This window comes from Streptomyces sp. NPDC057099, assembly GCF_042671245.1.
In the GTDB taxonomy this organism is placed as follows: domain Bacteria; phylum Actinomycetota; class Actinomycetes; order Streptomycetales; family Streptomycetaceae; genus Streptomyces; species Streptomyces purpurascens.
Genome location: NZ_JBHUTX010000075.1, coordinates 17,209 through 25,096, shown reverse-complemented (window position 1 = coordinate 25,096; position 7,888 = coordinate 17,209). Strand labels below are relative to the sequence as shown.

General features: G+C 71.7%; 7 protein-coding genes. 1 reads left to right on the top strand and 6 read right to left on the bottom strand.

The genetic code is table 11. The annotated features are described in order from the left end of the window. Positions 1-61: 61 nt before the first annotated feature. The 6 genes from ACFT4A_RS40810 to ACFT4A_RS40785 form a co-directional block, all read right to left on the bottom strand. Entirely contained in the window at positions 62-1,750 is a 1,689-nt protein-coding gene (locus ACFT4A_RS40810; RefSeq protein ID WP_382841260.1) for a DoxX family membrane protein, read from the bottom strand. A 128-nt stretch (positions 1,751-1,878) separates the two neighbouring features. Next, positions 1,879-2,814 (bottom strand): 23S rRNA (guanosine(2251)-2'-O)-methyltransferase RlmB, encoded by a 936-nt coding sequence (gene rlmB / locus ACFT4A_RS40805; protein WP_189729409.1) that lies wholly within the window; start codon positions 2,812-2,814, stop codon positions 1,879-1,881. Positions 2,815-2,944: 130 nt separating this feature from the next. After that, positions 2,945-4,342, bottom strand: coding sequence for a cysteine--tRNA ligase (gene cysS, locus ACFT4A_RS40800; protein ID WP_382841257.1), 1,398 nt, complete (start codon positions 4,340-4,342; stop codon positions 2,945-2,947). A 130-nt stretch (positions 4,343-4,472) separates the two neighbouring features. Continuing rightward, positions 4,473-4,967 carry a 2-C-methyl-D-erythritol 2,4-cyclodiphosphate synthase gene (gene ispF / locus ACFT4A_RS40795; RefSeq protein ID WP_382841255.1) on the bottom strand — a complete coding sequence of 165 codons (495 nt, stop codon included), beginning with the start codon at positions 4,965-4,967 and terminating at the stop codon, positions 4,473-4,475. Next, positions 4,957-5,721 carry a 2-C-methyl-D-erythritol 4-phosphate cytidylyltransferase gene (ispD, locus tag ACFT4A_RS40790; protein WP_382841252.1) on the bottom strand — a complete coding sequence of 255 codons (765 nt, stop codon included), beginning with the start codon at positions 5,719-5,721 and terminating at the stop codon, positions 4,957-4,959. Before ispD ends, ispF begins: the two co-directional genes overlap by 11 nt. A gap of 295 nt (positions 5,722-6,016) precedes the next feature. Then, a complete protein-coding gene (locus ACFT4A_RS40785; protein WP_003953493.1) occupies positions 6,017-6,499 on the bottom strand; it encodes a CarD family transcriptional regulator in 483 nt (160 codons plus the stop codon). Positions 6,500-7,101: 602 nt separating this feature from the next. On the opposite strand from ACFT4A_RS40785, the gene ACFT4A_RS40780 reads away from it, so the two are divergent. Further along, positions 7,102-7,806 carry a DUF461 domain-containing protein gene (locus ACFT4A_RS40780; protein ID WP_382841250.1) on the top strand — a complete coding sequence of 235 codons (705 nt, stop codon included), beginning with the start codon at positions 7,102-7,104 and terminating at the stop codon, positions 7,804-7,806. Positions 7,807-7,888: the final 82 nt, after the last annotated feature.

The window sequence follows — 7,888 nt, the reverse complement described above, 5'->3', positions numbered from 1 at the left end:
GTGTATAAGAGACAGGTGATGGTGCGGGGCCCCTCTCCTGTCTCCTGCCTCGGTCGGCCGGCTAGCCCAGCAGGCCGCCCACCAGGCCCGGCTGGCCCGAGGAGGAGCCGTCGCCGGTGCCGCCGGTCGAGCCGGAGCCGCCGCCCGTCGCGGAGCCGCCGGACGTGGGGCCGGAGGTGGTGCTCGGCGCCTCGTCGGCCGGGGAGGACTGCCGGGGCGGGGCCTGGCCCGCGCTGCCCTGGGTCTGGCTGGGCGAACCGCCGGTGACGGTTCCGCTGCCCCGGGTGGCGTCCGGCCGGGTCGTGGTGCCCGCGCTGGGACTGGCCGTGCCGGCCGTGGCGCCCTGGGTGGGCGACGTGGAGGCCGACGGGGTCTTCTTCTCCTGCCGCTTGGGTTCGCCCGGGAGCGGGGAGCCCGGCAGCTCGTTGCGCGGGGCCTCGCCGGGGCCGGGGACGACGACCCGGTCGGCGTCGCGGACGGCGCCGCCGAGCAGCGAGCCGACGAGCAGGGTGAGTCCGGCGGCGATGGCGGTGACGAGGGCGCCGCGGCGCAGCACGTAGCTGCGCAGGTCCCAGATGTCGGCGCGGGGCCCGAGGCGGCGCCAGGCGCTGCCGGCCAGCCGGCCGTCGACGGAGTAGACGGGGGCGCCGGCGATGATCAGCGGGGACCAGGCGGCGAGGTAGATGATGTCGGGCGTCTCGTACGCGGGGACGCTCTTCCAGCTGACGGTGACCAGCAGCGCGGCCGAGAGCAGGGCGCCGAAGGCCGCGGCGACGCGCTGCCAGCAGCCGAGGACCGTCAGGACACCGACGATGACCTGGGCGAAGGCGATGACCAGCCCGGAGCCGACCGGGTGCTGCAGGGCGAACTGGCGCAGCGGCTCGGCGACTTCCCAGGGGTGCAGGGTGTTGAGCCACGTGACCATGGAGCCGCGCTTGCCGCCGTCGAAGTAGACGGGGTCGCACAGCTTGCCCATGCCGGCGTAGATGGAGATGAAGCCGAGGAACACGCGCAGCGGGAGCAGGACGACGCCGAGGTTCATCCGGCGGCCCGGGTAGTAGGCGTGCCGCGCCGGGTCGTCGCCGTGCCGCCTGGAGGCCCGCCCGGTCCCGTCCGTGTCGGCGGTGAGGTCCTCGAAGTCCTCTTCCGCGTAGGCGGGTTCGTCGTAGGCGCTGCCGACGGTGCGCATCGGAGGCAGCAGCCGGGCGCCGTCGGAGTGGGTGCGCTGGGGGCCGACGACGGGGGTCTCCACCGTCTGGTCGAGGTCGTCCTCGTATCCGGCGCCGTAGCCGTCGCCCTGGTATCCGGGGCCGCCGTAGCCCGGGTTCCCGTGGCCGGTGGCCGGGCGGGAGATGACCTGGGTGGCTCCGGCGTCGGAGGCGGGCTCCTCGGTGTGGCGGATGCTCTCGTGCCGCACGGCCTGGAGGAGCCGGTGGGCGCCGGTGTCGTCGGGCGCGGACTTGCCGCTCCAGACGACGGGCCGGCGGCGGGCGGTGGCCCCGTCCGCCCCGCCCCCGGCGGTGGCGACGGGGAAGCGGGCGGTGTCCTCGCTGGCGGTCAGGTGCCGTGCGACCCGGGGGGACTGGACGCGACGCGTCGAGACGCCCAACTGCACGCGGAAACTCGCGTGATTGACGATGACCTGCGCCGGGTCGCTCGGCACCTTCACCATGCTCAGCGCGGGAGCGTCGTCGAGTCCCGACGAGCGGTCCCCCGTGGGAGTGCGGGGTGTTCTGGTGTCCACACTCATCTAACCGAGTGACGTCGCGATAGGACACTGCTTTGACCGGCCGGATCTGTCCGGACCCCGTCAAGCTTGTCCTTGTCGCCCCGACACCTCCGGAATTACCCCGTACGGGTGAAGTTCCGGATGCCTGTTCAGCGACGTCGGCGCGCCGCCTCGTACAGCACGATCCCCGCCGCCACACCGGCGTTGAGCGACTCGGTGCCGCCCGGCATGGGGATCCGCACCCGGTAGTCGCACGTCTCGCCGACCAGCCGGCCCAGGCCCTTGCCCTCGCTCCCGACGACGATGGCGACGGGCCCGCCCAGGGCCTCCAGCTCGCCGAGCTCCACCTCACCGTCGGCGGCGAGGCCGACGACCACGATGCCGGCCTTCTTGTACGCCTCCAGCGCGCGCGTCAGGTTGGTGACGCGGGCGACGGGCGTACGGGCGGCAGCGCCGGCGGACGTCTTCCAGGCACCCGCCGTCATCCCGGCGGCCCGCCGCTCGGGCACGACGACGCCGTGCCCGCCGAAGGCCGAGACGGACCGGACGACCGCGCCGAGGTTGCGCGGGTCGGTCACCCCGTCGAGCGCGACGATCAGCGGGTCCACGCCCTCGTCGGCGGCGGCGCGGGCGAGGTCCTCGGAGTGTGCGTACTCGTAGGGCGGGACCTGGAGCACGAGGCCCTGGTGGTTCAGCCCGTTCGTCATCCGGTCGAGCTCGGGGCGCGGCGCCTCCATGAGGTTGATGCCCCCGCGCTCGGCGGCGAGTTGCAGGGCCTCGCGCACCCGCTCGTCGCTGTCGATGAACTGCTGCACGTACAGCGTGGAGGCCGGCACGCCCTCGCGCAGCGCCTCGACGACCGAGTTGCGCCCGACGACCAGCTCCGAGGTGCCCTTGGCGCGCGGGCCCTTGGTGCGGCTCTGGGCGCGACGCGACTTGGCCTGCGCGGCGCGCTGCTTGGCGTGTCCCTTGCGTGCCTCGGCGGGCGGCGTCGGCCCCTTGCCTTCCAGGCCCCGGCGCCGCTTGCCGCCACTGCCGACCTGCGCGCCCTTCTTGCCGGACATGCGGCGGTTGTTCGCGGCCATGAGCTACCCGTCTCCGTGAAGTGGTTCGTACGTACGTCTGCGTACGTCTGCTACGTCTGTGCTTGTTGCGTCTATGCAGTGTGCCGCCCGGAGGCCCGGGCGGCACAGTCGATCAGCCGTGGGCCTTGTCTCAGCGGGGGCCGAGGCTCCAGCGCGGACCCTGCGGGCTGTCCTCGATGACCAGACCGGACTGCGCCAGCTGGTCGCGGATGGCGTCCGCGGTGGGCCAGTCCTTGCGGGCCCGGGCGGCCTCGCGCTGGTCGAGGACCATGCGCACCAGCGTGTCGACCACGCCGTGCAGGTCGTCGCCGCGGTCGCCCTCCCCGGCCCAGTGCTCGTCGAGCGGGTCGAGGCCGAGGACGCCGAGCATCGCACGGACCTCGGCGAGCCGGGCCACGGCGGCTTCCTTGTCGTCGGCGGCCAGCGCGCTGTTGCCCTGCCGGACGGTGGTGTGCACCACGGCGAGCGCCTGGGGCACGCCCAGGTCGTCGTCCATGGCCTCCGCGAAGGAGAGCGGCACCTCGGCGGAGGGCTCGACGACGCCGGCCTTCTCCACCACGCGCTGCACGAAGCCCTCGATCCGCGCGAACGCCGACTCGGCCTCGCGCAGCGCCTCCTCGCTGTACTCGATCATCGAGCGGTAGTGCGGGGTGCCGAGGTAGTAGCGCAGCACGATGGGCCGCCAGCGCTTGACCATCTCGCTGACCAGGACCGAGTTGCCGAGCGACTTGGACATCTTCTCGCCGCTCATGGTGACCCAGGCGTTGTGCACCCAGTACCGCGCGAAGGCGTCGCCGTAGGCCTTGGCCTGGGCGATCTCGTTCTCGTGGTGCGGGAAGACCAGGTCGAGGCCGCCGCCGTGGATGTCGAAGGCGGTGCCGAGGTACTTGTGCGCCATCGCCGAGCACTCCAGGTGCCAGCCCGGGCGGCCGCGGCCCCAGGGCGTCTCCCAGCTGGGCTCGCCCGGCTTCGCCGCCTTCCACATGGCGAAGTCGCGCGGGTCGCGCTTGCCGGTCTCGCCGGCGCCGGACGGCTGCTGGAGGTTGTCCAGCTCCTGGTTGGACAGCTCCAGGTAGCCCGGGAAGGAGCGCACGTCGAAGTAGACGTTGCCGTCGGCCTCGTAGGCGTGCCCGCGCTCGATCAGGCCGCGCATCATCTCGACCATCTCGGTGATGTGGCCGGTGGCACGCGGCTCGTAGGTCGGCGGGAGGCAGCCGAGGGCGCGGTAGCCGTCGTTGAACGCGCGCTCGTTCTCGTAGCCGATGGACCACCAGGGGCGGTTCTGGTCGGCCGACTTGGCGATGATCTTGTCGTCGATGTCGGTGACGTTCCGCACGAACGTGACGTCGTAGCCGCGGTACTCGAACCAGCGGCGCATGATGTCGAAGTTCAGGCCGGAGCGGATGTGGCCGATGTGCGGGGCGGCCTGCACGGTGGCACCACACAGGTAGATCGAGACGCAACCCGGCGTGAGCGGGGTGAAGTCACGGATCTGCCGGGCGCTGGTGTCGTACAGGCGAATAGTCACGACACCAGGGTAGTAGGCCGTGGCGTATGTACGGCACCGTTCTCGGGTGCGGGCGCGTGGGGGCTGGTCGCGCCCACGCGGCGGGAGCCGCAAATCAGACACAGCCCCGCGCCGCCAAGAGTCGGACCGGTCATCCGCGCTTCACGACCAGCGCCGTTGCCACCGCCATGAGGCCCTCTTCCCGGCCGGGGAAGCCCAGGCCGTCCGTGGTCGCGCCCGACACGGAGACCGGTGCTCCCGCCGCCTCCGAAAGAATCTTCTGCGCCTCGTCCCGCCGCTTGCCGATCTTCGGTCGCGGGCCTACGACCTGCACCGCGATGTTGCCGATGCGGAAGCCCGCCTCGCGGACGATGCGGGACGCCTCCGTCAGGAGGGCGACCCCCGACGCGCCGGACCACTCCGGGCGTCCCGTGCCGAAGTGCCGGCCGAGGTCGCCGAGGCCCGCCGCGGAGAAGAGGGCGTTGCAGGCGGCGTGGGCTACGACGTCCGCGTCGGAGTGGCCCGCGAGGCCCGGGCCCTGGTCCTCCCACTTCAGGCCGGCGCACCACAGCTCGCGGCCCTCCTCGAAGGCGTGGATGTCGGTGCCGATGCCGACCTGGGGCAGCGGGAAGTCGTCAGAAGCCATCGTTGAGCCTCCTGCGGGCCAGGACCGCCTCCGCGAGGACCAGGTCCAGGGGGCGGGTGACCTTGAAGGCCTCCTCGTGCCCGGGCACGGCGACGACGGTGAGGCCGAGCTGCTCGACCATGCCGGCGTCGTCGGTGACCTCGCCGGTCACCGTCTCGTGCGCCCGGACCAGCGTGGCCCGGTCGAAGCCCTGCGGGGTCTGCACGGCGCGCAGCAGCGCGCGGTCGGGCGTGGCGACGACCGGCTCCGGCTCGCCGGGGGTCCGGGCGGGCTCGACCTGCTTGACGGTGTCGGCGAGCGGCAGCGCCGGGACCACGGCCGGGGCGCCGTCCCGTACGGCCTCGATCACGGCGTCGACGGTGTCCACCGGTACCAGCGGGCGGGCCGCGTCGTGCACCAGGACGATGTCGTGGCCGGCCGGCAGGGCGTCCAGGCCGAGCTTCACGGACTCCTGGCGGGTCTGCCCGCCGGGGACGACGAGGAAGTCCGTCCGCTCGGGCAGCGCGTACGCGTCGAGCAGTGACCTGACCTCGGCGGCACCGTCGGGCGGGGCCACGACGACGACCAGGGAGACGGCGCGGGAGGCGGCCAGCGCGCGGACCGCGTGGATGAGCATGGGGGTGCCGCTCAGGGCGCGCAGCGCCTTGGGGGCGCCCGGGCCGAGCCGTACACCGCGGCCGGCGGCCGGGATCACGGCCGCCGTACGGGCTGCCGCGGGGGCGGCCGGCGGCTCAGGGCGTGATTCGTCAGACATCGGTTCCTGTCAGGTTTGTGTGCTGGCCTGGCGTGGGTATGGCCTGGAGGAGTGCCGGGCGCGACGCGCTCGACCGGACCCTTCCGTGACGCTGGTCGAGCCGGCTGCCCGGGCCCGGCACGCCAAATCAACCGGGTCGTGAGTGATAACACATCCCGGGGTGGCGGTGCACCGGCTTCCGGGTACGAACATGCCGCAGCGCCCGGCGACAGGAAATTCGTCATCGGGCACCGCGGCATTTCGATGTGCAGCGTTGATCAAGCATCAAGCAGAGTGCTGATCGACGGGCTTCGCCTCAGGAGGCGAGTACCTCGTCGAGCAGGGCCTCGGCCTTGTCCTCGTTGGTGTTCTCCGCGAGGGCGAGTTCGCTCACCAGAATCTGGCGGGCCTTGGCGAGCATGCGCTTCTCGCCTGCGGAGAGTCCGCGCTCGCGCTCACGACGCCACAGGTCACGCACCACTTCCGCGACCTTGATGACATCGCCGGAGGCGAGCTTCTCCAGGTTTGCCTTGTATCGACGGGACCAGTTCGTGGGCTCCTCGGCGTACGGCGCGCGCAGCACCTCGAAGACCCGGTCCAGCCCGTCCTGACCGACCACATCACGCACGCCGACGAACTCCGCATTGTCCGCTGGCACACGTACCGTCAGGTCGCCCTGGGCGACCTTCAGCACCAAGTAGGTCTTGTCCACGCCTTTGATCTGGCGAGTTTCGATAGCCTCGATCAGCGCGGCCCCGTGATGGGGATAGACCACGGTGTCGCCAACCTTGAACGTCATGTGACAGGTACCCCTTCCGTGGCTATCCAGGGTAACACGGAAACTGCGGGTTCTGAATGGCGTTTTCGCAGGTCAGGGCATATCTCGGGGCTTGACAAGTCCGACAGGAACGTGCTTCGCCCAGGGGATGGAAGAAGGTATTCGCAGGTGAGAGCGGCTGCCCGGGGTGAGCGAAACGCGTACGTTACACGTATCCGAAGCCCCCTCCAGATGGCCGAACATCCCGATATGTCCTGTTCCGTATGATCGACTTCCGCTACTCCGTTCGGCGGCCCGAGCCGGGTTCCCGTCGAATCCGGAATTGATCACGAGCCCTCCGGACGGGCCGTCGGTGATCAATTCCGAGGTGGTCCGCGCATTCCTTCACGGAAATTTTGCGGTACTGGCCCCGGGGCTCTTATGTGAATGCCGGACGAGCACTCCGCCAATGTGACGCAGGAGTCACATGTGATGCGGGAGTCAGTTGTGACACAGGTGCGATCAGAGGTCCCGGGGGGTCGGGTGCGGCGGTGCGGGAACGGCTCGGTAACCTGAGGCCTGCTGACACACCCTTAGGGCGGCTTTATCGGCCGCTCTGCTCGAGTCAAGGAGTTGCCGCCGCCGTGAGCAGCAGCCTTCGACGCGGCGCCCTCGCCGCTGCCGCCGTCGCGTTCTCGATCGCCTCGCTCGCCGCGTGCGGCGCCGGAAACAACGCCCAGACACTGGAGATCAAGCCGGACAACGCTGCGACCAGCGTCGGCGACATCAAGATCCAGAACGCTGTGGTGATCACCCAGCCCGACCTGGAGTCGACCGGCCCGGCCGCGATCTCCGCGACCTTCTTCAACTCCGGCAGGACCGCCGAGACGCTGGAGTCCATCACCATCCCCGGCACCGGCAAGACCGCCGAGCTCAAGCCCGCCAAGGGCGGCAGCCTCAGCATCCCGGCCGGCGGCTCGCTGATCGTGGGCGGCAAGGGCAACGCCACCGCCAGCCTGCCGAGCAGCCGCGAGGCCGTCCAGGACGGCAACGCCCAGAAGGTCACCTTCACCTTCAGCAAGACCGGTGACGTGAGCCTGCGCGCGTTCGTCGTCCCCGCCGAGCACTACTTCACCGAGTGGGGCCCGAGCGAGGTCCCGGCCGCGCCGGGCGCGTCGGGCGCCCCGTCCGGTTCGCCGTCGGGTTCACCGGCCGAGGGCGAGTCGGGCGAGCCGGCCGGCACGGAGAGCCCCGCCGGCGGGGAGACCCCGGGCGGCCACGAGTCGCCGGGCACGCCGACCGACGCGGCTTCGGCGAGCGCGACGGGCGGCGCGGGCGCCGGTCACTGAGCGGCCGTAGACGCCGTCAGAGACGGAGAAGGGGGGGGGCCGCCCGGCGGGGCCCCCCCCGCGGGGGGGTCGTGTTAACAAA